This is a genomic window from Oleomonas cavernae (assembly GCF_003590945.1).
GTDB lineage: Bacteria > Pseudomonadota > Alphaproteobacteria > Zavarziniales > Zavarziniaceae > Zavarzinia > Zavarzinia cavernae.
The window spans coordinates 3089727-3115586 of sequence record NZ_QYUK01000011.1 but is presented as its reverse complement, the minus strand read 5'-3'; the positions used below and the strand labels follow the sequence as shown (position 1 = coordinate 3115586).

The following is a 25860-nucleotide window of genomic DNA, read 5'->3' as shown; positions in this document are numbered from 1 at the left end:
GATCATGGGGGGTATCGGCGCGTTCTCGGTCCGCCAGTGGCAGTTCACCCTGGTGATGTTCGCGATGCTGGCGGCCATGGGCATTTCGGCCCTGTTGTCGATTCCGCGGGCGGAAGATCCCAATTTCCCCACCCCGATCGTCTCGATCGTCGCGGTCCTGCCGGGCGCCGATCCGCTGGACATGGAAAAGCTGGTCACCGACCCGATCGAGGATGCGGTCGACGGCCTGGACGACCTCGACCACATCGAATCGAAATCGCGCGACGGCGTCGCCGGGATCACCGTGCATTTCGACTGGGATTCGGACACCGAGCGGAAATTCGACCAGGTGGTGCGCGAGGTCAACGCCATCCGCCCCACCCTGCCCGACGGCCTGGTCCGCCTGGACATCAAGAAGATCCAGACCTCGCTGACCAATTTCGTGCAGATCGCGCTGGTCTCCGAAACCGCCTCCCCGCGCGAGTTGGAAGAGCGTGCCGACGATCTCAAGGACCTGATCGACCGGGTGCCGGGCGTGCGCGAAACCGAAATCTGGGGCGAGCCGCGGACCGAGGTGCGGGTGGCCCTGGACCTGGCGCGCCTGGCCACCCTGGGGCTGCCCGCCTCGGCCGTCGCCGACGCCCTGAAGGCCGAAGGCGCCAGCATGCCGATCGGCGCCATCCACGCCGGCGCGCGCCGCTTCAACGTCAAGGCGACCGGCGACTTCAAGACCCTGGAGGATGTCGCCAACACGGTCATCACCGCCCATGACGGCATGGCCCTGAAGGTCGGCGACGTCGCCACCGTCTCCTGGGCCGCCGACGAGCCGACCCATGTCACGCGCTACAACGGCCTGCCGGCGGTGTTCATCACGGCGAACCAGAAAGACGACCAGAACATCTTCGCCATGCGCGACGGCATCTATGCCGTGCTCGACGATTTCGAGAAGCAGCTGCCCTCGAACATCACGCTGGAGCGCGGCTTCGACCAGTCGGTCAGCGTCGATCACCGGCTTTCGAGCCTGTTCCGCGACTTCGCCATCGCCTTGGGGCTGGTCCTGCTGACCCTGCTGCCCCTGGGCGTCCGCGCCTCGCTCGTGGTCATGATCTCGATCCCGCTGTCCCTGGCCATCGGCGTCTTCCTGCTGAAGACGGCGGGCTTCTCGCTCAACCAGCTCTCCATCGCCGGCTTCGTGCTGGCGCTCGGCCTGCTGGTCGACGATTCGATCGTGGTGACCGAGAACATCGCCCGCCACCTGCGCCAGGGCGTGGAACGCGGCCGGGCGGCGATCGCCGGCACCAGCCAGATCGCAGTGGCCGTGGTCGGCTGCACGGCGACCCTGATGCTGGCCTTCCTGCCCCTGCTGTTCCTGCCCGAGGGCGCCGGCAAGTTCACCCGCTCGCTGCCGGTCTCGGTGCTGTTTACCGTGGCGGCCTCGCTGCTCGTCTCGCTGACCATCATTCCCTTCCTGGCCAGCCGTATCCTGTCGCGTCACGAAAGCCACGACGGCAACTGGCTGCTGCGGGCGATCATGCGCGGCATCCATCTGCTGTACCGGCCGCTGCTGCATGTCGCCCTGGGGCGGCCGCTGCTGACCTGCGTCGTCGCACTCGCCCTGTTCGCCGGCTCGGTCATGCTGGTGCCGCGCATCGGCTTCTCGCTGTTTCCGCCCGCCGATTCGCGCCAGCTCCTGATCGATGTCGACCTGCCCGACGGCGCGCCGCTGGCCGAGACCCAGGCAGCCGTGCGCTTTGTCGAACGCGAGGTGGCGGCGACCCCGGGCGTGCGCTGGAACATGTCCAATGCCGGCCACGGCAACCCGCGCATCTACTACAACGTGATCCCGCGCGAGGAAGACCCGACCCATGGCGCGGTGTTCGTCGAACTCGACCATTGGGACGGCCGCACCAGCCCGGCGGTGATCGACGATTTGCGCCGCCGCCTCGACCGCTATCCCGGCGTCCAGGTCGTGGTGCGTATCTTTCAGAACGGCCCGCCGATCGAGGCGCCCATCGCGCTGCGCGTAAAGGGGCCGCAGATCGACACCCTCAAGACGCTGGCCGCCGACATGACGCGCGTGATCGAAAGCGTGCCGGGCACCCGCGACGTGGTGAACCCGCTGCGCCTCGACCGGACCGACCTCGACCTGGGCATCGACCAGAACAAGGCGGCGGTGCTGGGTGTGCCCGCCGGCGCCGTCGACCGGGCCGTGCGCCTGGCCCTGGAGGGCGAGGAGGTGGCGAGCTACCGCGAGGCCGATGGCGACGATTTCCCGGTGATCGTGCGCGCGCCGGTCGAGGAGCGCCACGACCTGGATGCCCTAGGGACGGTCTATGTCCCGACCGCCAGCGGCGCCACACCCCTGTCGGCCGTGACCGATCCGCGTTTCGAGGCCGGTCCCGCGCGGATCGACCGCTATGACCGCGAACGTTCCGTCACCATCACCGCCTTCACCATGACCGGCTATAATACCGAGCGGGTGACCACCGAGGTCATGAAGGCGATGGCCGAGCTGCAATTGCCGCCGGGCTATCGCCTGACCGTGGGCGGCGAGGCGGAGGCGCGGGCCAAGAGCTTCGCCGGCCTGTCGACCGCGGTCATGGTCGCCATTTTCGGCATCTTCGCCGTGCTGATCCTGGAGTTCCGCAGCTTCGCCTCGACCGCGGTGGTGGCCGGCGTCATTCCGCTGGGCATGATCGGCGGCTTCGTCGCCCTCTACCTGACCGGTTACACGCTCAGCTTCACGGCGATCATCGGCTTCATCGCCCTGATCGGCATCGAGATCAAGAACTCGATCCTGCTGGTCGACTTCACCACCCAGTTGCGCCGCCAGGGCGTCGGCCTGAAGGAGGCCATCGAGCAGGCGGGCGAGATCCGCTTCCTGCCCGTGTTCCTGACCTCGCTGACCGCGGTCGGCGGCCTGCTGCCGCTGGCGCTCGAAGGCTCGGGCCTCTACTCGCCGCTCGCCGCGGTGATCATCGGCGGCCTGGTGACCTCGACCTTCCTGTCGCGCCTGGTCACCCCCGCCATGTACCTGTTGCTGGCCCCCAAGAAGTTCGAGGCCGAGGCCCCGGCCGGCCTGCCCCACGCGGCGGAGTGATCCCATCATGCCCTCTCCGCCGCGTGGCGGGGGAGAGGGAGGGGACCCGTCGCGTCAGCGACGGGGAGGGTGAGGTGGTGGATCGGGACAGATCACGCCTTATGCCGTCGACCCACCTCACCCAACCCTCTCCCCCTGAAGGGCGGAGAGGGCTAACCGGACGCAGGATGTTACGGCAGGGCGGTCGGCTTTGGCACGTCCCTGGGTTTGCCGCGGCGGATGCTGGCGGCGTAGAGGGCGGCCAGCAGGACGATGGCGGCCAGGGCGCCCAGGGTTGCGGGCGTCGACCAGACGTCCCAGAAGCGCTCGATCCGGGCGCCGGCGGGGTCGGACTTGCTGTAGCCGACGGTGACCCGTTCGCCGGGCTGGAAGGCGCCGGGCTCGACCGTGTGGTCGACGTAATCGATGCTGACCCCGTCGGCGGTGGTGAAGCGCACCACTGGGGCGGTTCCTTCCAACCCGACCACCTCGCCCCGGCTGTGGGGGAAGCGGCCCAGGGTATCGACCACGGCCTGATATTCCAACCAGGCCAGCACGGTAACGGCGAGACCGGCGGCAAGCAGGCCGGCGCGCACGAACCAAGGCAGGCGGGGCAGGTCCTCGGGCCGCCGGCGCGGCGCGGTCAGCCAGGCAAAGCCCAGGAGGAAAACCAGGAAGCCGCCACCGGCGGGCAAGGCGGAGGGCGACCAGATCGCGACGAGATCGCCCGATTGCGCCAGGTCGGGCCGGCCGGGCGGGTAGACCAGGCGCACCGGCACGCCCATGGCAGCGGCAGGCCGGTCGACCGGGGGCAGCTTCACCTCGACCGTGCCGCCGTCGGGCACCGACAGCTTGACCACTGGGATGAAGCCTTCGGTGCCGGCCGGGGCGGGATCGTAACGGGCCAATTGCCCGATCACCTCCTCGACCTTGTCCATGCGCTGCCAGGTGGCGAGGCCTTCCTCGACGCCCAGCCAGATGAAGATGCCGCCGGCAACAATCAGGATCAGACCAAATAGCCGCATCATCTCAAGGCACCCTGCGTCCACGCTGCGCCAGGACATGGAACAGCACCGAAAGACCGATAAAAATAGCGGCGAAGATACCGAATACCAGGGTGATCAACCACCGGGTGAAAAAGCCGCCGAAGGCCGCGTTGTGCGGATCGGCGGGGTCGTAGTCGACGCTCAGCGTCTCGCCCACCTCATAGGCGCTGGGGGTGGTGCAGGTCTGGCTGGCGATTTCCACCTGCTCGCCCCGCCGGGTGGTAAAGGCGATCACCGGGCAATAGGTGGTCCGGTAGCTGCCGTTGCCGCTGCGCAGGCGGCTGGTTTCGAGCCTGACCACGGTCGCGATGGCCTGTTCGCTGCCGCCTTTGCCAAGCTGCAGCCAGACGGCCACCGCGACCACCGCCACAAAGGCGACGGCCATGCCGAACACGATCCAGAAGGCCAAGCGGAAGGTCGACACGCACCTGTCCCCCCAACAGCAGCGAACGCCAGCGCGATGCTGCGACGGGTGCGGTCGCCCGAACAAGCAAAATCAAAGATGCAGGGTAACGTGGACGATGTCGGGTTCGCCCGGGATCGCCTCGGCCTCGAAGCCCAGTTCGGCGGCCAGGGTCAGCATGGTGCGGTTCTCGCGCAGCACCTCGCCGTAGATCTCGGTCAGGCCACGCTCCCGGCCATAGGTGATCAGCCGCTCCATCAGGAAGCGCCCAAGGCCGCGGCCGATCCGGTCGGAGCGGACCAGGATCGCATATTCCGCCCGCTCGCCGTCGGCATCGGCGACCAGGCGGCCGGTGCCGAACCATTCCGCCTCGCCCGGCGGGCCGTCGCCGACCAGCACGAAGGCCATTTCGCGGTCGTAGTCGATCTGCGTCAGCTTGGCCGCGAAGGCATGGCTCAACTCCTTCATCGGGGCGAAGAAGCGCAGGCGCGTGTGTTCCGGGCTGACCGCGCCGAAGCCGGCGATCAGCGAGCGTTCGTCCTCGGGCCGGATCGGGCGGATGATGTAGCGGTCGCCCGCCTCGTCGACGACTTCGCCCTCCAAGGCCTTGGGATAGGGCCGGATGGCCAGGCGGCGGCTGCCGGGCAGGCGCGGCTCGGCCAGGCGCAGGCGGGCATCCAGGACGATGAGGCCGGCGGGATCGGCGATCATCGGGTTGATTTCCAGCTCGACGACCTCGGGATGGTCGATGGCCAGTTGGGCCACCCGCATCAAGGCCAGCTCGACCGCGCGCTGGTCGACGGCGGGCCGGCTCGGCCCCTTGGCCAGCAGGGCCGAAACGCGGGTCCGGCCGATGGCGTGGCGGGCCAGGGCCAGGTTCAGCGGTGGCAGCGCGATCGAGCGGTCGCCGATCACCTCGGCCGCCGAACCGCCGTGGCCGAACACCACCGCCGGGCCGAACTCGGCATCCTCGACCAGGCCGACGATCAACTCGTGGCCGTCGGGCCTCGCCACCATCGGCTCGACCGTGAAGCCTTCGACCCGGGCCTGGGGCGCCCGCTGGGCCACACGCCGCAGCATCAGCTCGGCGGCACGGCGCACATCCTCGGGCTCGTCCAGCCCCAGGGAGATGCCGCCGACCGATTTGCGGTCGATGGGGTCGAGGGTGGCGATCTTCAGGGCGACGGGGCCGGCGATGGCGCGGGCCTGTTCTTCCGCCTCGCGCGGGGTGGCGGCGAAGCGGGGCGTGTTGGTGTGAAAGCCGTAGGCGGCGATCAGGCGCAGGGCGGCGGGGCCATGCACCCATTCCCGCCCGGCGGCGCGATGGCTTTCGATTTCGGCGGCGACCGCGGCCGAATCGACCGAGAAGTCCGCCGGAATCGAGGCCGGCGTTTCGGCCAGCAGTTCCTGGTTGCGGCGATACTCGACCATGTGCATGACCGCCCGGACGGCCTGCCGCGGGGTTGAAAAGGTGGGAACGCCGGCACCGCGCAGGGCCGCCCGGGCGGCCCGCGCCTCGGTCTCGCCCATGAAGCAGGTGATCAGGCGCGGGTGCCGCCGGGTGCCGAAGCCGCCCACGATCTCGGCCACCGCCGGCAGGGCCGCGCTGACGGCAGAGGGGGTGTGAATGACCAGCAGGCCGTCGATGCCGCGGTCGGCCGCCAGGATCGGCACCGCCTGGGCATAGCGTTCGGGCGGCGTGTCCGGCCCCAGGTCGATCGGGTTGAGGTCGGACTTCAGGCCGGGGACCGCCGCCAGCGCGGCCAGGGTCTCGCTCGACAACTCGGCCAGGCGGGCGCCGCGATCCAGCAGGTGATCGGCCGCCATCAGGCCGGCGCCGTAGCCATTGGCCAGCACCGCGATGCGATCGCCCATGGTGGCCCCCGGGAAGCCCAAGGTGGCGGCGGCGTCGAACAATTCCTCGATCGCCTCGACCCGCACGCAGCCGGCCCGGGCGAACACGGCATCATAGATGGCGTCGCTGGGGGCCATCCGATGGACCACGGTGCCGGTCACCGCCGGCGGCGGGTTGTGGCGCCCCGATTTCAGCACCACCACGGGCTTGACACGGGCGGCGGCGCGCAGCGCCGACATGAACTTGCGCGGCCGGGTGACGTCCTCGATGTAGAGGATGATCGCGCCGGTTACCGGGTCGAGCGCCAGCCAGTCCAGCACGTCGGCCAGGTCGACATCGCATTTGGCGCCCAATGAGACCGCCCGCGAAACACCGATGCCGTGGCCGGCGGCCCAGTCGATCAGCGTGTCGAGGATGCCGTTGGAATGGGTGACGAAGGCCAGGCGCCCGGGCGGCGGCATCACCGGCGAGACCACCGCCTGCAGGCCGATGGAGGGCACCGCCAGGTTGAAGGCGCCGGGGCCGACGATGCGCAGGCGGAAGGGCCGCGCGGCATCCAGCATGGCCTGGATCACCCCGGGATCCTCGGGCGGGACGCCGACCGCCAGCACCGCCCGGCAGCCACGCTTGCCCAGGGCCTCGATCAGGCCGGGCGCGCGGTCGAGATCGCCGTTGAGAACGGCCAGGTCAGGCCCTTCGGCCAGGCTCTCGATCGCCTCGATGGTGTCCTCGGCGACCAGCAGGCGGCCCTTGAACGGGGCGCGGGTGATGCCATTGGCGATGGCGGCAGCGACGCTGTTGCAGGGTTCGGCTGGTCCCAACAGGGCGACAACCCGCGGATTGAACAACTGTTCGAGATGGCGCACGGTCATGCCCCCATGATTCCATGTTTGGCGCCGCTCGTCGCGTGACCTTATGGCGACGGCGCCCAGCCCACGAGAACAGACGATGAAGGCAATGCTGGCGAGCAGCCTGGGCCAGGGCCCCAAGGGACTGCGACTGACCGAAATCCCCGATCCGGTGGCGGGTGCGGGCGAGATCGTGATTGCCGTGCGGGCGGCCGGGGTGAATTTCGCTGACAGCCTGATGCTGGCCGGCCGCTATCAGACCAGGCAGCCGTTGCCCTTCGCCCCCGGGCTCGAGGTGGCGGGCCTGGTCGACCAGGTCGGCCCCGGCGTCGGCGGCCTTGCCGTCGGCGACCGGGTGCTGGCGATTCCGCCCTGGGGCGGTTACGCCGAGAAGGTGGCGGTCGACGCCGCCCGGGCGGTGAAGATCCCGGCGGCCATGGATTTCACCATCGCCGCCGGCTTTCCCGTGGCCTATGGCACCTCGCACCTGGGCCTGTGGCATCGCGCCCGCCTGAAGGCGGGCGAGCGGCTGCTGGTGCTGGGCGCGGCCGGCGGCGTCGGCCTGACCGCCGTCGAACTGGGCGTGCTGATGGGGGCTGAGGTGATCGCGGTCGCCAAGGGGCGCGCCAAGCTCGATGTCGCGGCGGCGCAGGGCGCCCATCACCTGATCGATTCCGAGGCCGGGGACCTCAAGGCCGAAATCCTGAAGGTTACCGGCGATGCCGGCGCCGACGTGATCTACGATCCGGTCGGCGGCGCGCTGTTCGAGGCCGGGCTGAAGGCGGCCGCCTTCGAGGCACGCGCCCTGATCATCGGCTTTGCCAGCGGCGAGGTGCCGCAGATCGCCGCCAACCGCCTGCTGGTCAAGAATATCGATGCCGTGGGCTTCTGGTGGGGCGCCTATGCCGACAAGGCGCCCGGAATCATGGCCGACAGTTTCCGCACCCTGATCGGCTGGTGGGAGGCGGGCCGCCTGAACCCCCATGTCTCCGATACTAGGCCGCTCGAGAAGGCGGCCCAAGCCCTCGACCTGGTCCTGGAACGCCGCTCGACCGGCAAGGTGGTGATTACAGTCGGGGGTAAGACGCACCGCGCGCCTGCTATGGCAGATGCGGGATCAGCACCGGTTCCAGCGTCCGGCCGTCCTTGCGGGCCGGCCAGTCCTGGCGGAAGGGGGCGGTGTTGTGGGCGAACTGGGCGGCGGTCGCGGCCCAGGTGAAACCCAGCGCGTAGCGGCGGCAGGCATCCGGGTCGAGGGTCAGGGCCTGGCGGCAGGCGGCGCCCAGGTCCTGGTCCATGACGCCGACGTGCGGCGCCAGCACGTCCAGGGGGCCGTGAACCGGGAAGGCGGCTACCGGCAGGCCGCAGGCCAGGGCTTCCAGCATCACCAGGCCGAAGGTGTCGGTCAGCGAGGGGAAGACGAAGACGTCGCCGGCGCGGAAATGGGCGACCAGATCCTCGCCATGGCGGGCGCCGGCAAAATGGGCTTGCGGATAGGCCGCCTTCAGCCGGGCCATTTCCGGCCCGTCGCCGACCACCAGCTTGGAACCGGGCAGGTCCAGGGAGAGGAAGGCGTCGATGTTCTTTTCCACCGCCAGGCGGCCGACATAGGTGAAGATCGGCCGGGGCAGGTGGGGCAGCAGGTCCTTGGGGCCGGGGGTGAAGCGGTCGAGGTCGACGCCGCGCGACCAGGGGCGCAGGTTGGTGAAGCCGCGGCCGTGGAGTTCCTGGTGCAGCGAGCGGGTCGCCACCATCAGCCCGCGCGAGGGGGCATGGAAATGCCGCACCAGGCGGAAGGTCAGGCTCAAGGGCACGCCGAAGCGCGCCTTCACATATTCGGGAAAGCGGGTGTGATAGGCGGTGGTGAAGGGCAGGCCGCGCTTCAGGCACCATTTGCGCGCGGCCCAGCCCAGCGGGCCTTCGGTCGCGATGTGGATGCCGTCGGGGCGGAAGCTTTCGATCAGCCGGCCCAGGCGCCGGCGCGGGGCGATGGCCAGGCGGATTTCCGGGTAGGTCGGCATCGGCACGGTGCGGAACCGGTCCGGTGTCACGAAGCCCACCACATGGCCCAGCTTGGCCGCCTCGCTCGCCACCGTGTCCAGGGTGCGGACGACGCCGTTGACCTGGGGGTACCAGGCGTCGGTGACGATCAGGATGCGCATGGGTGCCAGGGTCGAGGGCACGCTCGCGGTCTCGATCACGGCGATCGTTTCGGTAAAGGCGTTCATTGAGCGCTGACGAGGGCCTGTTGCTTCTGGCGGGGCTTGAGCCGCTCGCGTTCGTATTCGGGCGCCCAGTGAATGATCTCCAGCCGGCCGTCGGCATGTTCGACCAGGGCGGTGCAGCTTTCCACCCAGTCGCCGTCGTTGCAATATTCGATGCCGTCGATCTTGCGGATCTCGGCATGGTGGATGTGACCGCAGACGACGCCGTCGGCATGGCGCCGGCGCGCCTCCTCGGCCACCGCCACCTCGTAGCTCGAGATGTACTCGACGGCGTTCTTCACCCGGTGCTTGAGATAGGCCGACAGCGACCAATAGGGATAGCCCAGGTGGTTGCGCACCCAGTTGAACCAGATGTTGAGGGTCAGCGCCATGTTGTAGGCCCAGTCGCCCAGGTGGGCCAGCCACTTGGCATACTTCACGATGCCGTCGAAATGATCGCCGTGCAGCACCAGGAACCGGCGGCCGTCGGCACTGGTGTGGACCGCTTCCATCATCACCGCGACCCCGCCGAAATGCAGGTCGACATAGGCCCGGGCCATCTCGTCGTGGTTGCCGGGAATGTAGATCACCTTGGTGCCCTTGCGCGCCTTGCGCAGCACCTTCTGGATGACGTCGTTGTGGCTCTGCTGCCAGTACCACGACCGGCGCAGGCGCCAGCCGTCGATGATGTCGCCGACCAGATAGAGATATTCCGATTCGGTGTGCTTGAGGAAATGCAGCAGCATGTCGGCCTGGCAGCCGCGGGTGCCCAGGTGGATGTCCGAAATGAAGATGGTGCGGTAACGCTTCTTGTTGCGACCGCCGTCACCATCGTCGTCGTGATCGGTTTCGGTCACGGTGGCGGCGGCCGACAGCGCGGCCACGGAATCGAGGGATGCCTCGCGGTCCTGGCGCCGGGCCAAGGCCGGCATCATCCGTGTCAGCAAAGCGCAATCCTCTCGTCACAAATCCAAGTATTTGGTTGCCATCAATTGTGGATACCACAATATTTTGATATTTGAAGATGTCTTGACTAAAAATCATTCCGGTGTTGCCGTGAGTACCCAAGAAATGACAGAATCATGAAGTTTATTTCAGTATCATGACAGTATTGATGGCGATCGCGGCCCGGCGGCTTGCAGTGATCTATAACCCCACGGCGGGGCAGCGTCGCCTGCGTTTTTTCCGCGTGGTCCTGGGCCACCTGGAGGCGATGGGCCTGGTGGTGGAACTGGTCGAGACCCGGGGCCCCGGCCACGCCACCGAGATCGCCCGGTCGCTGGCCACCGGCGCCGGCCGGGCGGATATGGTGGTGGCCGCCGGCGGCGACGGCACGATCAACGAGATCATCAACGGCCTGGCGGGCGGGAACCTGCCGCTGGGCTGATTCCCCTGGGCACCGCCAATGTGCTGGCCCTGGAACTGGGGCTGCCGCGCACGCCCGGGGCGATTGCCCAGACCCTGGCGGCGGGCCTGGCACGGCCGATTCATCTGGGGCGGGCGACCTCGGCCCTGGGCTCGCGCCATTTCGCCATGATGGCCGGGGTCGGCTATGACGCCCATGTGGTGGCCGGGGTGTCGCGGGCGCTGAAACGGCGGGTGGGCAAGCTCGCCTATGTCGTCGAGATGCTGCGCCAGCTCGGCCACTTCCATTTCCGCCCCTATCGCCTGGCCTTCGACGGCGCCGCGCCGGTCGAGGCCGCCTCGGCGATCCTGGCCAACGGGCGGCGCTATGGCGGGGCCTTCGTCTGTGCCCCGCAGGCCGATCTGGGGCTCGAGCGGCTGGATGCCTGCCTGTTCGGGCGGGGCGGGCGGCTGGCAGCGGTGGGCTATGGCTTTGCCCTGGGCCTCGACCTGATTCCGCGCCTGTCCTCGGTGGTGCTGCAGCCTTTTCGCGAGGTGATGATCGACGGGCCGGCCGGCGATCCGGTGCAGGGCGACGGTGACATCATCGCCACCCTGCCGGCCCGCCTGACCGTCGCCGAGGCCCGCCTCGCGGTGGTGGTGGCCGCGCCGGCAATCGGTGATTCGGCCGGGGCGGCGATGCTCCCTGGTCAGGGATAGTTGCCGCCGCTCTGGCGGCAACCTGGAGGCGCCGGTCTGCGTTGCGGGGAAGCTGTCACACTCGCTTCAATCTTTCGAGGAAGCGCTCTAATTTGAAATTTTATTGTTATCTCAGTGGTTTGTGGCCCTTCTCACAATTTTGTTGAGAACGGGGCTTGGCAATGCCGCAGTGCAATGTCATATTGTGCATCGCGGCATCAGCTTGCTGGTGTCGCTGCCCTTCCTGGGCGTTTCCTCCCTAAACTTGGGCCACGTTTCGACGTGGCCCCTTTTTTTGCCCGGTCGCTGGCGGGCCGATCTCTGGGGAACTCAGGCGACCAGGGCGCGCTGCATCAGCACGCTGTCGAGCCAGCGGCCGCGCTTCAGGCCGACATTGCGCAGGGTGCCCACCGGGGCGAAGCCCAGCGCCGCATGCAGGGCGATCGAGCCGGTATTGCCGCTGTCGCCGATCACCGCCACCATCTGGCGAAAGCCGCGTGCGCTCGCCTCGTCGATCAGGCGGCTCAGCAAGGCCCGGCCGATGCCCGGCCGACCGCCGCGGGGGCGACATAGACCGAATCCTCCACCGTGTAGCGATAGGCCGAGCGCGGCCGATAGGCGCCGGCATAGGCATAGCCCAGCACGCTGCCAGCATCGGGATCCACCGCCACCAGATAGGGAAAGCCGCCGTCCAGCAGCACCCGCAAGCGGCGGGTCATCTCGGCCGGGTCGGGCGGGGTTTCCTCGAACGAGGCAAAGCCGGTGGCGACATGATGGGCATAGATCGCCTGGATCCCCGCCACATCGTCGATGGTGGCGGGGCGCAGCAGCGCAACCGTCATGGAGCCGGTTTCAACTGGCTGGCGGGCAGGCCGGCCAGGGCCGCGATCAGGCGGTCGAGATCGCCGTGCACGCGGGCGAAGCCGTCGTTGGGTTCCAGCCGGGCCTCGTCCATGTAGAGGCTGCGGTTCAGCTCGATCTGCAGGGCGTGGCGGCCCCGGCGCGGCCGGCCGTAGTGATGGGTGATATAGCCGCCGGCATAGGGGTCGTTGCGCCCGACCCGGTAGCCCAGGTCGCGTAGCAGGCTTTCCGCGGTTTCGATGACGATGCCGGCGCAGCTCATGCCGAAGCGGTCGCCCAGCACGATGTCGGGCCGGCCGCGGCCGGCATCGCGCTCGCCCGGGCTGCCCATCGAAGGCATGGAATGGCAGTCCAGCAGCACGGCATGGCCGTGCGCCGCCTCGGCCCGGGCGATCGCCTGGGCCAGGGCCTGGTGGTAGGGCCGATAGCAATGGGTGATGCGGGCCTCGGCCTCGGCGAAGACGAGCTTGTCGCGGTAGATCTCGGCACCGTCGGCGACCACCCGGGCGATGGTGCCAAGCCCGCCCAGCACCCGCAGCGAACGGGTATTGGCGAAGGCCGGCAGGGCATCGCGGAACATCGCCGGGTCGAGTTCGTAGGGTTCGCGGTTGGGATCGACATAGGCACGGGGAAACAGCGCCCGCACCATGGTGGCGCCGCGGGCCGGGGCGGTCTCGAACAGGCGATCGACGAAGCAATCCTCCGAACGGCGCAGGCTGATCGGATCGAGGCGGGACTGGCGCAGGAAATCGGCCGGGTAGTCGGCCCCCGAATGGGGCGAGCTCAGCACCAGGGGGGCGGCGGCAACGTCGGCCGCCGGCCCGGTTACGGCCACGGCCGCATCGCCCGCGCCCAGCGAGCGCAGCGGCGACGGCAGATCGGCGGTGGCGAGCGAGGCAATGGACAAGGGGCAGGTCTCGTGCCGGTCTCGGGCATGTCGTTGTTGTTCTACCCTAGCATGGTCTGAACCGCGCCTCAGGTGAAGAGCCCACCTGCCGATCAGGGGGTAAGCTTTCCCGATTGCCGGGCCGGCCGCGCCAGGGCGTGGTTGAAAAGGGGTTGCAGGGTCATCCGCTTTCCCTTATACCCCGCTTCCTGGACCGACGCCCTGCACCCACCGCGTCGATCCTTCGCATGGTCCGGACGCGTAGCTCAGTGGGAGAGCACTACGTTGACATCGTAGGGGTCGCTGGTTCAATCCCAGCCGCGTCCACCATCCAAAACCTTTTAGCCCCGTGCGCGGCTTGCCGCCGTCAGGGCACCCGCAGCCAGCTCAGGAAGACGTCGACCACGAGTTCGGCATGGGCCCGCACCATCTCGTCGCTGAGCGCGTCGATGCCGTAGCGCGAGGACAGCATGGTCGAGAAGGCGAAGAAGCCGTTGACCGCGCCCTGGAGCATCGGCAGGAAGTGCGCCGGATCGACCTTCCTGATCTTGCCCGTCTCGGCCACGGCGTTCAGCAGGCCCTCCACCAGGGTGAACATCGGTTCGACATAGGTGGTGGTCAGCCATTTCGCCCGCTCGGTCCCGCGCACGACTTCCTGGATGATGATGTTGGTTACCGCGTGGTTGCGCGCGCAATAATAGGTGAAGCGGCGCAGGACGACGCTGAGCTGCGCGATCTGGTCGAGGTCGCGCAGTTCGAAATTGATATTGGCGAATTCCGCCGAAAGCTTGCCCATGGCGTGGGCGACGGCCGCCTGCCACAGCTTTTCCTTGGTTTCGAAGTGATAGTGGATCAGCGGCTTGGCAACCCCGGCCTCGCGTGCGATGTCGGCGATATTGGTGCCCTCGAAGCCGTTGCGGCCGAAAATCTGCAGGGCCAGGTCCAGGATCGATTCGGTCGCCGGTACGCCGCGGTCGCGCAGCCGCGGGCGCCCGGCGCTGCGCCGTACTTTCGGGGTCGTGCCTGCTTCCGCCACCTTGGCCATCAATTCACCGCTTTCGATCAACGCGAATGACTGACCATACCGTCTAATTGTTCGCGGGGCAGTGGCTTTTCGGCCGCAGGGCTCGCCGCTTAGGTCCGCTCAGGAGGCCTGCGCCTGCACCGCGATTCCCAGGCCGCGCGGGTCGATCTCCTCGCCCAGCGGATCGACCGTGGCACCCTGTGGTACGACCGCCGCCAGCGCCTTGAAGGCCACTGGATTCCCGTCGGGATCGCGATAGACGACGCTGGTGGCAAGCAGGTTGCGCAAGGCGCGTTCGGGATAGATGTTCACCCGCTCGAGCCGGCGGCAAAGGCCGGCCAGTGCCGCCTCGTCGGACACGGCGAAGGCCGGGCCGGCGATGCCGGCCACCTCGCGCGGCCGCGGCGCCTGGGCCGTGGCGACCAGAATGAGGGTCGTGCCGGCGCCGGTGCGCAGCCAGCATTGGATGGCATCGCGGTGGATCACCTCAGCGTCCAGCACGATCTGGTACCAGCGGATCATGGCGACGTGGCGGCGGCTTTGGAGTTCGATGGCGTCGAGGCGCAGCGGATGGCCGGTCATGATGTGTCTCCGGGCCTTCAGCCGAAAGCCTGTGCGAGGGTCGAGAAGGCGGCGGCCAGCGCCAGGGCCGGGGCCACCGGCAGTTCGCGGGCGCGCCAGGCGACGTGGCCGTCCGGCCGCACCAGGATCGCGCCGCCGGGATCGATGCCGCGGCGGCTGGGCCAGCGATGGGCGGGCTGGGCATCGACGCCGTCGTCCCCGTCCGCCACGGTCACCAGCCGGACCGGATAGAGCAGGCGGCCGGAGGCTTGCGCCAGCGCGCGGGTCCAGGGTTCCGCCCCGGCGCTGTCGGTGATCAGGGTGAAGGTCGCGTAATCGATCAGGTCATGGCTCGACTTCAGCACGCCCTCGTGATCGATCCAGCCATGGGCCAGCTTGATGCCGGGCACGCTGCCCGGCCGATACTCGGTATCGGACGGCGACAGTTCACCCGGTTCGACCGGACAGGGCAGGGTCAGCGCGCCGTGGTAGCGATAGCCGAGGTCGACCGCGTGGGCGCCGCCGAAATGGGCGCGCTGGCCCTCGGCCGCCGCGCCCAGGCGCTGGCGCATGCGCCGGCCGCGGGCATCGTCGGCTTCCAGCCGCGCGATCTTGCGCAGGCCCAGGCGCGGCAGCACCTCGGCGATCTTCAACTGGAACCGGTGCGGCAGCCCCCGAAACCAGGGCCGTTCCATCATGGCGTGCAGGCGGCGGACGTCGTCCTGGCGCAGGGCCACGGCCGCGTTGATCTGGTCCATGTCGTCCTGGTTCTTGACGCTGCGCGCGCAATTCCGGTGGGCGACCGCCTTGCGCTCCACGTCGTAGCTGTCGAGCAGGGCATCGCCGGCGTGGCCGTCGATCACCGCCTTCAACTTCCAGATCAGGTTGTGGACATCCTGCACGCCGGTGTTGATGCCGTAGCCCCCGGTGGGCGGGAAGCGATGCGCGGCGTCGCCCACCAGGAAGACGCGGCCTTCGCGCATCCGCTCGGCCACCTGGGCGGTCATGGCCCAGCCGCCGATCGACTGGATCTTGACGTCGACCGCGGGCGTGCCGATCGCCGCGGCGATCAGCCGGCGCCAGTGCTGCTCGTCGAACTGCTCGGCTTCCTGCGGCGGGTGCAGCATGGCCATCAGGATCCACTCGTCGCTCAGGTGGCGAATCAGGGGGCCGACGAGATGCCGGTTGTAGATCCAGTAGATCACCGCCGGCCGGCAGCGGATGAAGCGGTCGAGATTGGCCTTGAAGTTCACGCTGGCGACGCGGGCCAGCAGGGGGCCGGGCATGCCGATCCCCAGGCCTTCGCGGATCGCACTGCGGGCACCGTCGGCCGCCAGGCAGTAGCGGGCGGTCAGGCGTCCCGCCCCCTCGGTGTCGATCGTCACCTGGCCGCCGTCCTGGCCGACGCGGCCGACCTTCGTGCCCTTGTGGAAGTCGATGGACGGGCTGGCCTCGACCGCGCGCCACAACTGGGCTTCCAGCCGGCTCTGGGGGTAGTGCAGTTGCCGGCTGGGGCTTTGCGACAGCAGCTCGGCCATTTCCGTCGGGTCTTGCGGAATCAGGCGGATCCGGGCCAGTTCCGTGCCGGCCAGGCTGGCACACCAGACGATCAGGCGCAGTTGCTCGAGCGAAGCACTGTCGTTGCGGATCGACGCTTCGAGATCGGGGGCAATCTGGCGCCAGATCTCCAGCGAACGCTGGTTGAGCACGTGGCCGGCGGGATAGCCGATGGGGGCCGCGCGCCGCTCGATCAGGGCGGTGCGCAAGCCGGCCTTGGCGGCCAGCAGGGCGGCGCTCAGGCCGACCGGGCCGGCGCCGACGATGGCAACGTCATAGGTATCGCTCATGCCGCCGCCTCGCCGATCATGGCGGCCGGATCGATCGCGATCAGGATCTTGCCGCGGGCGGGGGCCTGCCCGACCTGGGCAAAGGCACGGTCGACGGCCTCGAGCGGCACCGTGCTGCCGATCACCGGGCGCACCATGCCGCTGGCGACCCAGCCGCCCAGCCGGGCAAGCTGTTCACCCGAGGGACGCATGTAGACCCAGTGATGATGCTTGCCGGCGGCCAGGCGCCAGCGCAGCCGGGCCACGCCCATCCAGGCCACCGACGCGGCAAGCCCGACGGGCGCGCCCAGGCGATCGGCCAGGGTCAGGGTGGGCGAAATCAGGCTGACATAGGTGCCGCCGCGGCGCAGGACCGACAGGTGCGGGGCCTCTTCCAGGCGCTCGCCCTTGGGGGCCACGGTGTTGACCACCAGGTCCAGATCCTTCAGCACCTCGTTGAAGTGCTCCGCCCGGTAGTCGATGGCGCGGTCCGCCCCCAGGCTTCGGACGAAATCCGTGTTGCCGGCGCTGCAGGTGGTGGCGACCCAGGCGCCCCAGGCATGGAAAATCTGTACCAGGAGCGAGCCCACCCCGCCCGAGCCGCCATGGACCAGGATGCGGCGCCCCGCCGCCGTCTTGGCATCGAGGCCGCAGGCGGCGAGGACGGCCATGGCCGTCATGCCGGCGTAGGGCAGGACGCAAGCCTCGGCCATCGAGACGCCGCGCGGGATCTTGCAGGCGAAGCGCGCGGGCACCGCCGCGGCCTGGGCGTGAAACCCGCCGAGATACGGCATGGTGACCGCCATGACCGGATCGCCGAGGGCAAAGCCGGTCACGTCCTTGCCGATTGCCGTGACGTGGCCCGCCCCCTCCAGCCCCAGGAGGCGCGGGCCGCGGCGACGCAGCCACTTGAACAGCGCTTCGCCATAGTTGTCGCGCATCATGGTTTCGATCGGGTTGACCGAGGTGCCGGCCAGGCGGATGACGATCTCGTCGGCCCGGGGCAGCGGCTGGGGCAGGTCGGCGCGGGGGACGAACTGGCCGTGTTGCCCGCCGGCGTCGAGGACGATGCCTTTCATGACGGCTTCACCACGCGGTTGCGCAGGGTGCCGATCCGCTCCAATTCGATCTCCACCACGTCATCGGGTTCGAGGAAGCGCAAATCCTCGATGCCGCAGCCGTGATCGGCGGCCCCGGTGCCGAAGAAGGTGCCGGGGACGATCAATTCCTCGTCCGAGGCGACTTCGATCATGCGCTGGATGGGATGGCACATGTGGCTGGTGGACGAACGGCCGCGCACCTCGCCATTGACCCGCACCTCCATCTTCAGGTCGTAGGGGTCGGGAATTTCGTCGGCGGTGACGACCCATGGCCCCATGGCGTTGCCGGTGTCGAAATCCTTGCCCTTCACCGGCCCGACGCCGCGCATGATCTCCTGCATCAGCACGTCGCGGGCGGAAAAGTCGTTAAAGCAGGTGTAACCGAAGATATGGCTCGCGGCATCGTTGGCCTTGATGTTCTTGCCCCGGTTCCACAGCACCACGCCCAGTTCGAGCTCGTAATCCATCAGCTTGGTGTAGTGCGGCCACTGCACCGGCTGGTCGTGGCCGCTGACCGAGAGGTGGTTGCCCTTGTAGTAGAGCGGCCGCTGATAGAAGCGCTTGGGCACCTTCAGCAGGTTCAGCCGCTTGACCAGGCCGCCGAACCCGCGCCCGGTGCGCATGGTCACCGCCGCCTCGAAGGCCCGCTTGATATGCTTGTCGTAGACGCTGAAGCACAGCATGCGCGGCGGGGTCAACGGCGGCGCGAAGCAAAGCCCTTCCAGCGGCAGCATGGCGGCCTCGGGGCGCTGGTCGTCCGCGGTCTCGTGCAGCGCCCGCGCCTTGTCGAGGCCCGCCGGCCCGGCTTCGATCAGGGCCAGCAGGGAGGCGTAGATCGGCTCGGCGGCGCCGTGCAGGGCCTGCGCCGCGGCATCGAGGTCGATCATCGCCTTGTGGTCGGCGGTCAAGGCGCACAGGCGGGTCCGATCACCGATCAGCAGGCTGGAAAGCTTCATGATGGCTCCATATTTATTCTAGAAAGAATAAATTTTTATCCTCTTAAATGTCAACTGGCCTTGGGCACGATCGTGACCGGCAGGCGGGCGAAGCCCCACATGCCGATATCCTTGTCGACCACCCGTTCCGGCGGGTTCGCCGGGTCGAGGCCGACGCCGTCGATCCGGCCCAGCAATTCGGTCAGGGCCAGCCTGACCTCCAGCCGCGCCAGTTGCGCGCCCAGGCAGATGTGGATGCCGCGCCCGAAGGCCAGGTGGCGGCTGGCCAGCTTGCGTTCGGGATCGAACTGGTGCGGGCAGTCGAAGCGGGCGCCGTCGACATTGGCGGCGCCCAGCATGACGATCAGTTGCGCGTTTTCGGGCAGGTCGACGCCGGCCAGCGTTACCGGGCGCGTCGTCCGGCGCAGGGTGCGCTGGAGCGGTGCATCCAGGCGCAGCAGTTCCTCGACGAATGTCTCGATGCGGGTTGCATCGGCCTTGAGGAAGGTGAGAAGGCCGGGATCCTGGGCCAGCCGGTAGATCGCGCTGGCCAGGGTGTTGGCGGTGGTCTCGTAGCCGGCCACCAGGATCTGCTGCGCCGCGCCCAGCGTCTCGCGCAGGCTCAATTCCCCGCGCTGGAACGGCGGGATCAGCAGGTCCGCGACCTCGTTGCCCGGCCTGGCCAGGCGCTGCTTGAAGATCTTCAGCACCTCGACCTGGAAATCGATCGCCAGGTGGGCGAGTTCGGGATGATGGGGCAGGCCCGTGCGCGGATAGCCGGGCTTGTCGGCCATCGGGTTGGGAAACCTGCCCTGGGGCCGGCGTTCCGAGGCGGGCATCAGGAACAGCAGGCGCAGCAGCGAAGGAATCGCCCGCCCCAGCCCGACGATCTGGCGCCAGCGTGCCCGCAGGCCCTTGGGCAGGGGCCGGCCCGGCCCGCCGTAGGGGATGGCAAGGCGGATCGCGGCATCGCCATAGCGGTGCAGGCGGGCCAGGTCGGCCTCGCCATCGGGGAAACCGAACATCCGGGCGATCACGCTCAGCGGAATCGGGTTGGCCCACAGGGCCATGAGGTCGCCGCGTCCCTGCCGCAGCAACTCGTCGGTGCGGCGGCGGACCACCGCCTCGATATAGGGCGTCAGTTGTTCCAGGGCTTTCCTGGTGAAGATGGACTGGACGGCGCCGCGCACGCGGGCATGCGGTTCCGGCCTCATCGCCGACATGATCGGCACCTCGCTGCCCGGAAAGGGCTGGCCGTCATAGGTGCCGGGGTCCATCAGCACGTCGACGACCGTGTCGTAACCGCTCACGAGGTAGAAGTTCGGGTGGTCCGGCAGGGCCGTCACCGGCCGGGCGTTGAGCCGGTCGTAGTGCGGGTGAGGGCAACGCCGGATGTCGGCGCTCAACGGGTCGAAGGGCGCCTCCTCGCGGCCGGCCGGCAGATCTCCCCTCATGGCGCCTCTCTCACATTGTGTATAATAGTTTATTCTCTCAGATATAATTTTATGTCAACATCCACTTGCGCACGGTCCGCGGCAGCGCCGCCACCGCCCGACAGCCTCGCCGAGTGGCCAAATAATACAACCAAGAAATATAAAATATTCTTCATATCGGTAGTATTTTGAGTTTACAGGGCGGTGACCGCGGGCCACCCTCGCGCTTCGAAGCCCGTCAAAGGGCCCAGGGATAAAGGGGAGTGCGCATGAAGGCGGTGGCGGTAACGCTGGCCGGGCTATTGGCCTTGGCTGTTGTGGGCGGCGCACAGGCGAAGGTTTCGCAGGCCGAGGCCGACCGGCTGGACAAGGACCTGACGCCCCTGGGCGGCATCCGCGCGGGGAACGCCGACGGCTCGATCCCGGCCTGGGACGGCGGCCTGACCGCGCCGCCGACGAGTTATGTGCCGGGCAAGCACATGACCAATCCCTACCCGGACGACAAGCCGAAGTTCACCATCACCGGGGCCAATGCCGAACAGTACAAGGACAGACTGACGGCGGGCCAGCAGGCCATGCTGAAGCTCTATGCGACCTACAGGCTGCCGGTCTACCAGACCAGGCGCTCGTGCGCCCTGCCCGAGCGGGTCTACGAGGCCAACAAGAAGAACGCCGTCACGGCGACCATGACCGAGGACAACAACGGCCTGAACGATGCCCTGCTGGGCAACCCGTTCCCGATCCCGAAATCGGGTGTCGAGGTGATCTGGAATCACCGGCTGCACTACCGCGGCTTCAAGTTCCGCCGCTATTTCGCGGCCGCCCTGGTCGCCCGTGACGGCGCCTATGACACGGTGAAGGGCCGGGATTTCGGCATCATCCATTACTCGGGGCCGGGCCTGAGCGAGGTGGGTGACGTCAGCGATATCAAGCAGCTCAACAATATCTTCGTCTCCTACCTCAACTTCATCACCTATCCGCCCAAGGCGGCGGGGACCATCCTGCTGGTGCTCGACACCATCAATGCCAAGGAACTGCCGCGCCAGGCCTGGCTCTACAACCCGGGCACCCGCCGCGTCATCAAGGCGCCCAATGTCGCCTACGACAACCCGGCGCCGCAGACCGACGGCCTGGCCCCGGCCGATACCTTCGACATGTATAACGGCGCGACAGACCGCTACACCTTCGACCTGAAGCCGATGCGCGAGATCTACATGGGTTACAACGCCTATGAGCTGACCTCGCCCGCGCACAAGTACAAGGAACTGCTGACGCCCAATCACCTGAACCAGGATTTTGCCCGTTACGAGCTGCACCGGGCTTTCGTGGTCGATGCCAGGCTGAAGGAAGGGACGCGCCACAGCTATGGCCGGCGCACCTTCTTCGTCGACGAGGACGGCTTCAACATCTCGCTGGTCGATGCCTATGACACCCGCGGCTCGCTGTGGCGCATGCAGGACGGCCCGATCATCAACTACTACGAGGTGCCGTTCTGCTCGTCGGCGCTCGAGATCAATCACGACCTGCAATCAGGCAAATACGTGGTGTTCGGCCTCAAGGGCGAGGAAAAGCCCGTCGAGAGCAAACCGACAGGCATCGACAATTCCATGTTCACGCCGGACGCCATCAGGCGCCTGGGCGCGCAATAGCGGCAATCGGCACTGGCCTGGGGGGATACCATGACGTCGACGATTCCTGCCGCGCGCCGGCGCGGCCTCAAGCTGTCGCCCGCCTCCTGCGTGAGCGCCGCCGCCATGGCGGCCCTGCTCCTGGGGACGAGCGCCCTGGCCTATGAGTTCGAGATGGGCGACGAACTGACCGGCACCATCATCACCACCCTGTCGGTCGGCGCGCAGATGCGCATGGCCGACCGCGACCCCCGGAATGTCGGCTATTCCAACGGCGGGCGGATGACCACGTCGGACAGCGACGACGGCAACCTGAACTACGACAAGTACGACCTGACCTCGCAGGTTACCACGATCACCTCGGAGATGCGCCTGAAGTGGCGCAACTATTTCGGCGTGCTCAGCGGCACGGCCTTCTTCGATTCGATTGCCGCCAACAACGACCTGGCCGTCAACGGCCCGCCGGAGCGGCCCTATCGCGGCGAATATTCGCCCGAAGCCAAGGACTACGCGGCCTGGGACGCCGAATTCCGGGAATACTATGTCGGCGGCAATTTCTCGCTCTTCGACCGCACCCTCACGGTCAAGGCCGGCAGCCAGATCCTGAACTGGGGCGAGGCGTTCTTCACCCTGAACGGCATCTCGGTCATCAATGCCTTCGACGTGAACAAGGTGCTGAGCCCGGGGGCGGAGCTGAAGGACGCCCTGATCCCCACCCCCATGATCGATGTCACCTATGAGGTGGCCGAGGGGCTTACGGCCGAGGCCTTCTACACCCTGGACTTCGAGGCCGTGAGGCTGCCCGCCTGCGGTGCCTTTCTCAGCTTCAACGACAATATCTGCCGCGGGGCGGAGGGGACCTCGGCCCAGACGGACTACGGCGATACCCGTGCCTATACCGTGGGCCGCGACGATTTTGCCGACTACGATACGCCGCCTTATCCCTACGGCAGCGGCCCGCAGGCGGTTTCCGTCGGCATCCCGATCCTCACCGACGACGAAACCTCGGGCGGCAGCTTCGGTGCCTCCTTGCGCTATTTCTCGCCCGACCTGAACAACACGGAATTCCAGTTCTACTATGCCAATTACCGCAGCACGCTGCCGGGGCTCTATTTCAAGGCCCCGGAAACCTATGCCAACGGCACCGGCGAGCTGAACCTCACCCAGGCCGTGCCCGGCCTGCTGAACACGATCGTGACGAAACTGGGCGTGGAGCAGCAGGAACTGGTCGTTGCCGCGCTGAAGGCCCTCGACCCCACGCTGCAACTGACCGGGGATCTGCTGACCGACCTGACGGACCCGGTGGTCTCGCCCCTGCTGGCCCAGCTTCTCGATCCCAGCGTGGGCACCTTGCCGCGCAGCGTGGTGTTCGAGAACATGGACGGCAGCGCCATCTACAAATACTACCCCGACAATGTGCAGATGCTGGGCTTTGCCTTCAGCACCACGGAAAGCTCCACGGGCATCGCCATCAACGGCGAGTTGTCCTTCAAGCACGGCGTGCCGGTCATCGTCTCCGGCCCGCTGTTCCTGACCCAGGCGCTCAATCAGTTGGGCGGCGTGCCGCTCGACAATGCCGCCTACGGCGCGCAACTGGGCTTCGGGCCGATAACCGGCAGCAATTTCGGCATCGCCCCCTATATCGAAGGGCCGGGCGGCGAGTTCGACGGCCAGCAGATTCCCGGCCGCGTCATCTATGGCAGCGAGCTTCACAATGTCTGGCAGGCGGCGCTGCGCTTCACCAAGATCTTTGGCGGCACCGACCTGCTGGCCCGCGTAACCGGGGCGAACTCGATCATCGGCCTGGTCGAGTTCGGCGGCATCCACGTCGACCTGAACGAGGGCACGCCCTATGCGGCCTATGGTCAGACCGGCTTTACCGATTTCTATGCCCGCTCGCTGACGGTTGCCGGCATGCCCCTGACCCAGCCGGTGGAGGCGACCTCCCAAGGCTTTCCCTTCGTGCCGACCGGCCACACCCCGTCGCAATGGTCGGGCGGTGTGCAGGGCATCTTCTTCTTCGAGTATCCCGACCTGATCGGCGACATGACGGTAACCCCGTCGATTGCCTTCTCGACCGGCCTGTTCGGCATCACGCCGACGCCGCTGCCCGGCTTCGTCAAGGGCATGACCTCGCTGATGTTCAGCGTGAAGACGGATATCACCCAGCAATTCTCGGTGACCGCCAATTTCCTGAAATCCTTCGGCGCCGGCGGCGGTTACAGCGGCTCGCGCAACCCGTTCATCGACCGTGATTTCGTCGGCGTGGTCGCCACCTACCAGTTTTGACCTAGGGGGATCGGCGGTCTCGCTGTTTGGCCGCGGCCGCATGGCGTGCGCGTCTGGACACCGCGAACCGCTTCGCCTGCCTGATCAAGGCAAGGAGCAAACCCACGCCGAGCAAGGTCGCGATGATCATGGCGGATCCTCGGTCAGGTCTTGACGCCGAGGCGCTTGGCGAGCTGGACCAGGCCATAGATGAAGGTGCCGAAATAGGCGCGCGGTGCCGAACTGCCGTCCTGAGGGCCGATCTCGATCCGCCGCTTCAGCACGTCTTCGGATTCCCCGGCCATCAACCGCGCCCGCAAGGCGGAAGGGTCGAAGGGCGTGCCGATCGGATTGTTCTCGAAGTCGCCCTTCATGGCCCATTGGGTCAGGGCTTCGATCGAGTCGAAATTGTCCACCTGCAACTCGATGAAGCCGCCGTCGGGGTCCTCGTAGTAGAGCGACGTGGTCGGCCCGTGGTTGATGCACCAGGCAGGGTCGATCCCCTCGCGCTTCAGCCTGGCATGGGTTTCGAGCAGGTCGCCCAGGCTGGCATAGGTGAAGGCGATGTGATCGACGCCGGCGCGGTGCTTGGCCCGGCGCCCGACCACGGGCATGTTGGCGATGGCGACGCGGTGGTGTTCGCCGTCATAGGTCATGAAGGTGATGCGCTGGTTGGCGAAGCTGATCTGGGCATTCAGCACCGTCTGGTACCAGGCGACCATGCGTTTGTACTGGGCCGTGCGCAGGACGACATGGGCCAGCATCTGCGGCGCGATCACGCCACGCTCGCGTGCCGTGGGCGGCAGGGCGGAGGTGCGCTCGGGCGCCATGTTTTGGGCAGCGTGCATTGATCGTCACCTTCGGCTTCCACAGCCCTGGTTCAATACCACGGCGGGGTGCGATGATTCAAACTCCAAAATACGATAAATTAGTCTTTGATGAAGAATTATTGCAGGCTACGATGCCGATCGACGGAAGAATAAAATGCCGTGGAGGGACCTGTGACCGAGCAGCTAGCCAGGCTGGACGCCTTGCCATTTCGCCTGATGCCCATGACCCCCACCATCGGGGCGGAGATCGACGGCATCGACCTGCGGGAGGCGCTTTCCGACGCGGTCATTGCCGGCCTGCGCGCCGCGCTGCTGGACCGCAAGGTCCTGTTCTTCCGCGACCAGGATATCACCACCGAGCAGCATCTGGCCTTTGCCCGCCGCTTCGGCGCGTTGGAAGTACACCCCTTCGCCCCCTGCAAGCCGGGCTATCCGGAAGTTCTCGCCATCACCCATGACGAGAGCAACCCCGGCCGCGAGAACGAATGGCACAGCGACGTCACCTGGCGCCTGGAGCCGTCCCTGGGTTCCATCCTGCGCGGCATCGAAATGCCCCCCGTCGGCGGCGACACGCTGTTTTTGCGACATGTATGCGGCCTATGACGGCCTCAGCGACGCGATCAAGCAGCAGATCGAAGGCCGCACCGCCGTCCACGGCACGGAATTCTTCCGCCGGGAATTGCGCCTGCGCGGCCTGCCCGAGGAACTGTTCGACGAGGCACGCAAGCGGTTCCCCCTGGCCGAGCATCCGGTGGTCAGGACCCATCCCGAGACCGGGCGCCGGGGCCTCTACGTCAACCGGGCCTTCACCGAGCATATCGTCGGCATGGAACGGGCCGAATCCGACGCCCTGCTCGAACATCTCTACATCCAGGCCAAAGCCCCGGAATATCAATGCCGTTTCCGCTGGCGCCAGAACTCGATCGCCTTCTGGGACAATCGCGCCTGCCAGCACTATGCGGTGTCGGACTACTGGCCGCAGGTGAGACGGGTGGAGCGGGTGACCGTGGTCGGCGACAAGCCCTATTGACGCTCAATCGTCTTGGAGCCT

At 67.6% G+C, this 25860-nt stretch carries 22 protein-coding genes, 1 tRNA gene and 1 pseudogene; 9 read left to right on the top strand and 15 right to left on the bottom strand.

Features of this window, described 5'->3' with window-relative positions:
- The first annotated feature begins 4 nt into the window (after positions 1–4).
- Positions 5–3079, top strand: a complete 3075-nt coding sequence (locus tag D3874_RS18910) for an efflux RND transporter permease subunit (protein WP_119779653.1) — start codon at positions 5–7, stop codon at positions 3077–3079.
- 170 nt (positions 3080–3249) lie between these two features.
- Here D3874_RS18910 and D3874_RS18905 read toward each other — a convergent pair whose 3' ends face one another.
- The 3 genes from D3874_RS18905 to D3874_RS18895 form a co-directional block, all read right to left on the bottom strand.
- A complete protein-coding gene (locus D3874_RS18905) occupies positions 3250–4086 on the bottom strand; it encodes a DUF3592 domain-containing protein (RefSeq protein ID WP_158596107.1) in 837 nt (278 codons plus the stop codon).
- A 1-nt stretch (position 4087) separates the two neighbouring features.
- Positions 4088–4528, bottom strand: coding sequence for a DUF3592 domain-containing protein (locus tag D3874_RS18900; RefSeq protein ID WP_119779649.1), 441 nt, complete (start codon positions 4526–4528; stop codon positions 4088–4090).
- A gap of 72 nt (positions 4529–4600) precedes the next feature.
- The gene (locus D3874_RS18895; protein WP_119779647.1) at positions 4601–7234 is read right to left on the bottom strand and encodes a bifunctional acetate--CoA ligase family protein/GNAT family N-acetyltransferase; all 2634 of its coding nucleotides are present in this window, start codon (positions 7232–7234) and stop codon (positions 4601–4603) included.
- Positions 7235–7310: 76 nt separating this feature from the next.
- Between D3874_RS18895 and D3874_RS18890 the strand changes: the two genes are divergently transcribed.
- Entirely contained in the window at positions 7311–8429 is a 1119-nt protein-coding gene (locus D3874_RS18890; protein WP_119779645.1) for an NADPH:quinone oxidoreductase family protein, read from the top strand.
- On the opposite strand, the gene D3874_RS18885 is transcribed toward D3874_RS18890, so the two are convergent.
- Both D3874_RS18885 and D3874_RS18880 read right to left on the bottom strand, forming a co-directional pair.
- Positions 8311–9372, bottom strand: coding sequence for a glycosyltransferase family 4 protein (locus D3874_RS18885; RefSeq protein ID WP_119782380.1), 1062 nt, complete (start codon positions 9370–9372; stop codon positions 8311–8313). The genes D3874_RS18890 and D3874_RS18885 overlap by 119 nt on opposite strands.
- 62 nt (positions 9373–9434) lie before the next feature.
- Positions 9435–10361, bottom strand: coding sequence for a UDP-2,3-diacylglucosamine diphosphatase (locus D3874_RS18880; RefSeq protein WP_233560031.1), 927 nt, complete (start codon positions 10359–10361; stop codon positions 9435–9437).
- 155 nt (positions 10362–10516) lie between these two features.
- Between D3874_RS18880 and D3874_RS18875 the strand changes: the two are divergent.
- Together D3874_RS18875 and D3874_RS18870 are read left to right on the top strand one after the other, a co-directional pair.
- Positions 10517–10854: pseudogene (locus D3874_RS18875) on the top strand (diacylglycerol/lipid kinase family protein); the annotation flags it as partial.
- A 93-nt stretch (positions 10855–10947) separates the two neighbouring features.
- Positions 10948–11478, top strand: coding sequence for a diacylglycerol/lipid kinase family protein (locus D3874_RS18870; RefSeq protein ID WP_408899996.1), 531 nt, complete (start codon positions 10948–10950; stop codon positions 11476–11478).
- A gap of 309 nt (positions 11479–11787) precedes the next feature.
- Here D3874_RS18870 and D3874_RS32105 read toward each other — a convergent pair whose 3' ends face one another.
- Genes D3874_RS32105 through D3874_RS18860 form a run of 3 tightly spaced genes read right to left on the bottom strand, consistent with a single transcriptional unit; the run spans position 11788 to position 13225 of the window.
- Positions 11788–11988 (bottom strand): GNAT family N-acetyltransferase, encoded by a 201-nt coding sequence (locus D3874_RS32105; RefSeq protein WP_408899973.1) that lies wholly within the window; start codon positions 11986–11988, stop codon positions 11788–11790.
- On the bottom strand, positions 11982–12299 hold the full coding sequence (locus tag D3874_RS32100) for a GNAT family N-acetyltransferase (RefSeq protein WP_408899972.1): 318 nt from the start codon (positions 12297–12299) through the stop codon (positions 11982–11984). The genes D3874_RS32105 and D3874_RS32100 overlap by 7 nt, the downstream gene beginning before the upstream one ends.
- Positions 12296–13225, bottom strand: a complete 930-nt coding sequence (locus D3874_RS18860; RefSeq protein WP_199699145.1) for an N-formylglutamate amidohydrolase — start codon at positions 13223–13225, stop codon at positions 12296–12298. Before D3874_RS18860 ends, D3874_RS32100 begins: the two co-directional genes overlap by 4 nt.
- A gap of 234 nt (positions 13226–13459) precedes the next feature.
- Between D3874_RS18860 and D3874_RS18855 the strand changes: the two genes are divergently transcribed.
- A tRNA-Val gene (locus D3874_RS18855) sits at positions 13460–13534 on the top strand.
- 37 nt (positions 13535–13571) lie between these two features.
- Here D3874_RS18855 and D3874_RS18850 read toward each other — a convergent pair.
- The 6 genes from D3874_RS18850 to D3874_RS18825 form a co-directional block, all read right to left on the bottom strand.
- Positions 13572–14249 carry a TetR/AcrR family transcriptional regulator gene (locus tag D3874_RS18850; RefSeq protein WP_147385725.1) on the bottom strand — a complete coding sequence of 226 codons (678 nt, stop codon included), beginning with the start codon at positions 14247–14249 and terminating at the stop codon, positions 13572–13574.
- Between the two features lie 99 nt (positions 14250–14348).
- Positions 14349–14810: a VOC family protein gene (locus tag D3874_RS18845; protein WP_119779637.1), complete on the bottom strand. Its 462-nt coding sequence runs from the start codon at positions 14808–14810 to the stop codon at positions 14349–14351.
- 17 nt (positions 14811–14827) lie between these two features.
- Positions 14828–16636, bottom strand: a complete 1809-nt coding sequence (locus D3874_RS18840; protein ID WP_119779635.1) for an FAD-dependent monooxygenase — start codon at positions 16634–16636, stop codon at positions 14828–14830.
- Positions 16633–17694 carry a zinc-binding dehydrogenase gene (locus D3874_RS18835; RefSeq protein ID WP_119779633.1) on the bottom strand — a complete coding sequence of 354 codons (1062 nt, stop codon included), beginning with the start codon at positions 17692–17694 and terminating at the stop codon, positions 16633–16635. Before D3874_RS18835 ends, D3874_RS18840 begins: the two co-directional genes overlap by 4 nt.
- The gene (locus D3874_RS18830; protein WP_119779631.1) at positions 17691–18671 is read right to left on the bottom strand and encodes a fumarylacetoacetate hydrolase family protein; all 981 of its coding nucleotides are present in this window, start codon (positions 18669–18671) and stop codon (positions 17691–17693) included. Before D3874_RS18830 ends, D3874_RS18835 begins: the two co-directional genes overlap by 4 nt.
- Positions 18672–18721: 50 nt before the next feature.
- Positions 18722–20104, bottom strand: coding sequence for a cytochrome P450 (locus D3874_RS18825; protein WP_119779629.1), 1383 nt, complete (start codon positions 20102–20104; stop codon positions 18722–18724).
- 248 nt (positions 20105–20352) lie between these two features.
- On the opposite strand from D3874_RS18825, the gene D3874_RS18820 reads away from it, so the two are divergent.
- Together D3874_RS18820 and D3874_RS18815 are read left to right on the top strand one after the other, a co-directional pair.
- Complete coding sequence (locus D3874_RS18820) at positions 20353–21732, top strand: DUF1329 domain-containing protein (RefSeq protein WP_119779626.1); 1380 nt, start codon at positions 20353–20355, stop codon at positions 21730–21732.
- A 30-nt stretch (positions 21733–21762) separates the two neighbouring features.
- Complete coding sequence (locus D3874_RS18815) at positions 21763–24000, top strand: DUF1302 domain-containing protein (protein WP_119779623.1); 2238 nt, start codon at positions 21763–21765, stop codon at positions 23998–24000.
- Between the two features lie 143 nt (positions 24001–24143).
- Here D3874_RS18815 and D3874_RS18810 read toward each other — a convergent pair whose 3' ends face one another.
- A complete protein-coding gene (locus D3874_RS18810) occupies positions 24144–24827 on the bottom strand; it encodes a VOC family protein (protein ID WP_199699144.1) in 684 nt (227 codons plus the stop codon).
- A gap of 153 nt (positions 24828–24980) precedes the next feature.
- Here D3874_RS18810 and D3874_RS30610 point away from each other — a divergent pair, with 153 nt between their 5' ends.
- Together D3874_RS30610 and D3874_RS30605 are read left to right on the top strand one after the other, a co-directional pair.
- Positions 24981–25412 carry a TauD/TfdA dioxygenase family protein gene (locus tag D3874_RS30610; protein ID WP_233560027.1) on the top strand — a complete coding sequence of 144 codons (432 nt, stop codon included), beginning with the start codon at positions 24981–24983 and terminating at the stop codon, positions 25410–25412.
- Positions 25396–25839, top strand: coding sequence for a TauD/TfdA dioxygenase family protein (locus D3874_RS30605; RefSeq protein WP_233560025.1), 444 nt, complete (start codon positions 25396–25398; stop codon positions 25837–25839). Before D3874_RS30610 ends, D3874_RS30605 begins: the two co-directional genes overlap by 17 nt.
- The last annotated feature ends 21 nt before the right edge of the window (positions 25840–25860 follow it).